Annotated in this window: 3 protein-coding genes; 1 reads left to right on the forward strand and 2 read right to left on the reverse strand. The window is 71.0% G+C overall.

The window, feature by feature from the left end; genetic code table 11:
* Nucleotides 1-265: 265 nt before the first annotated feature.
* The gene (locus D7Y11_RS42250) at nt 266-676 is read left to right on the forward strand and encodes a response regulator (protein ID WP_126936492.1); all 411 of its coding nucleotides are present in this window, start codon (nt 266-268) and stop codon (nt 674-676) included.
* A 12-nt stretch (nt 677-688) separates the two neighbouring features.
* On the opposite strand, the gene D7Y11_RS42255 is transcribed toward D7Y11_RS42250, so the two are convergent.
* Both D7Y11_RS42255 and D7Y11_RS42260 read right to left on the reverse strand, forming a co-directional pair.
* The gene (locus D7Y11_RS42255; protein WP_120577302.1) at nt 689-1,294 is read right to left on the reverse strand and encodes an outer membrane beta-barrel protein; all 606 of its coding nucleotides are present in this window, start codon (nt 1,292-1,294) and stop codon (nt 689-691) included.
* Entirely contained in the window at nt 1,291-2,382 is a 1,092-nt protein-coding gene (locus D7Y11_RS42260; protein WP_126936491.1) for a hypothetical protein, read from the reverse strand. Before D7Y11_RS42260 ends, D7Y11_RS42255 begins: the two co-directional genes overlap by 4 nt.
* Nucleotides 2,383-2,641: the final 259 nt, after the last annotated feature.

A 2,641-nucleotide genomic window follows, 5' to 3' on the forward strand; every position in this document is an offset into this window, starting at 1 on the left:
GAACCGACGTGGGGGGAGACTCGCGCGGGATGGGAAGTAGCGGGTTGGAAGGCGCGCCGCCACTCTGGCCCGCATGGCCGCAAGAAGCCACGGGCGCGGACGATTGGCTGCCTGGCGGCACGGCGTGCCATCTGGACGCGGGGCGGATTGCTTTGAGGGGGGCTCGGGCGTTACCTGCTCCACCCATGCCCTGGATCCGCCCTGCCATTGGTTGTCCTGTACCGCCCTCGGGTGGGAGTTCCGCATCCTTCCAGGCGTTGGCCCGCTGATGCGGATCCTCGTCGTCAGCCCGCATGCGGCGTCCCGTGCGCTGCTCAGCCGCTTCCTGGACTTGGAGCCGGACGTGGAGGTGTCCGCCACGGGCGAGCCCGATGACGCCTTGGCCTCCATCGCGGAGCACACGCCCGCGCTGGTGGTGGTGGACCTGCGCCGTCCGGACGAGGACCACCCGCTGTTCCTGGGGCTCTTGCGCAAGCGGCACCCGTCGCTGCCGGTCATCTCGCTGGTGCCCGGCCGGCTGCGCATCTTCGACGGCCGCTCCGAGCGCGTGCGCGAAGCCCACGGCGACACCGCGGAGGCGCTGCACCACCTGATGGGGTCGGTGCTCCAGGCCACGCGAGACCTGCTGGCCCAGCACCTGCTGCGGATGTTGCGCCCGCCGGTGGGACGGGCCTGAGCCACCGCGCGACTACAGGCGCAGCCGGTAGCCCAGGGCGGCGAGCACCGCGCCCGCGTTCACGTCGCCGGTGGTGAGGAAGTCCACCGGAGCGAAGTGGAACTTCGCCTCCAGGAAGGCGCCGCCCGGACCCAGCGGCAGCTCCGCGCCCGCGAGCGCCTGGAAGCCCAGCCCGCCGCCGCTCTCCGACGTGGTGCTGTCGAACGACTCCACCGTCGCGCGGTGCAGGTACAGGCCAGGGCCCGCGCCCACGTAGGGCGTGAGCGGACCGAGCGCGCGGGGGAAGCGGAACACGGCGGACAGCTGGATGGCCACCTCGCGCTCGGCGAGCGTGTACGGCGCTTCGATGGGCTGGCCCAGGTTGTCCATCTGGGGCCCGCGCAGCGTCCCGCTCGTGGAGGGCCGGTGGTAGTTCACCTCCAGCACCAGCGCGAGGCGCCGCTGGAGGAGGGGCGTGAGGTAGCCCACCTCGCCGCCCAGGAAGAGGTCGCCGCCGAGCGACGTGACGGGCTTGATGAAGCCCACCTTGGGCGCGATGAAGAGAGGGCCTCCGTTGTCCTTCTTGGAGGAGGGGGCGGCGGCCAGCGCCGCGGCCGCGAGCAGGGCGAGGGCGTTCATGGGGAGACGGTGAAGCCGGAGGACGCGGGGAGGGTTCCGAAGGCACCGCTGGGGTCCGCGACGATGAACCCGTAGGTGCCGGGCACGATGCCGCCGGGACACGAGGGATCCGTGACGGGCCGCGAGTCGAAGCCCGAGCAATTCGGCACGGTGGCCCGGAGCTGCGACGAGGAGACGAAGGTCACGTCGTACAGCGGGATGTTCACCGTCTGGCCGGGGTCCGTCTTCACGGGCGCGACGAGGTACACGTCGTGGGTGCCGCGCGTCGTGAAGGGCCTCGACGCGCCGGACGCGGTGTTGGTGAGGGTGATGACCGTGTCGCTCTTCGCGGGGCCGCTCGCGGGCGACACGGAGAGGGCGCCCAGCCTCGGATAGGTGATGGTGAGCGCCTGGGGACGCGTGACGGAGCAGCCCTCGGGATTGGTGAGGGTGAGCGCGTAGGTGCCTTCCGGTGTCGCGGGAGGCACTTCGGTTTCGATGCGCGTGTCGGAGACGACGGTGAGGGTGAAGAGGGGCTGATCCTCTTCGCCCTGCCGCTGAAGGACGATGAGCGGCAGCGCGTCCGAGCGGAAGCCGCTGCCTTCGATGACGAGGGGGCTGGCGGCGTTGTAGCGGAAGCCGTCGGGCGCGGTGAGGTTGGTGATTTCCGGCGGCGGCACGACGCGCAGGGCGTCCTCGAGCTCGGAGGTGCCGCCGAGGGGGTTCGTCACGGAGACCGAATAGGCGCCGGGCGGGAGCGTGTTCGACGGCGTGCTGTCGCGGGTGGGCAGGTCCATCCGCATGAGCTCGGTGCGCGCGAAGAAGAGGTGGTCCGCGGGGAGCGTGTAGTCGGTCGGGCCGCTCAGCGAGACCAGGGGCAGCTCCACGGACGGCGTGTCGGTGAGCGCGTCGCGAGGCACGGGGATGAAGCGGCTGCCGATGAGCTCCAGGCGCCATCCCGCAGTGCCGCCACCGGCGTTGCAGACGCGCGCGGGGGTGATGAGCCGCTGCCGCGGATTGATGAGGCCCTCGAGCTTCGGGGTGGTGCCTTCGGTCGATTCAGAGCAGGCGACCAGGCTGAGCAGTGCGGCGGCGACCGGAAGGCGCACGGGTTCCTCCATCATCCCGTCAACAAGGCTGTCACACGTTAGGCCGGGGCCCCGGAGGGTCAGGAGTTTTTTCCGGCTCCGAGCCCACAGCCCGGCTCGTCCTCCGGGGTCGGTTGACGCAAAGGACTGATATCTCAGGGGAATATCTCGCGAAGGAGCGTCGGCACGGCGAATGCTTAGGCACCCCGGCAGCAGGGACGGGCAGCACGGCGGGGGGACGGAGTCGGTGGGAGGGAAGCCGCACTGCTTCAGGGGGAAC

Source organism: Corallococcus sp. AB018 (assembly GCF_003986945.1).
Classification (GTDB): domain Bacteria; phylum Myxococcota; class Myxococcia; order Myxococcales; family Myxococcaceae; genus Corallococcus; species Corallococcus exiguus.

Coding starts and splice junctions, on each gene's coding strand:
- D7Y11_RS42255 (WP_120577302.1), bottom strand. CDS start 1,294: ATGAACGCCCTCGCCCTGCTCGCGGCCGCGGCGCTGGCCGCCGCCCCC.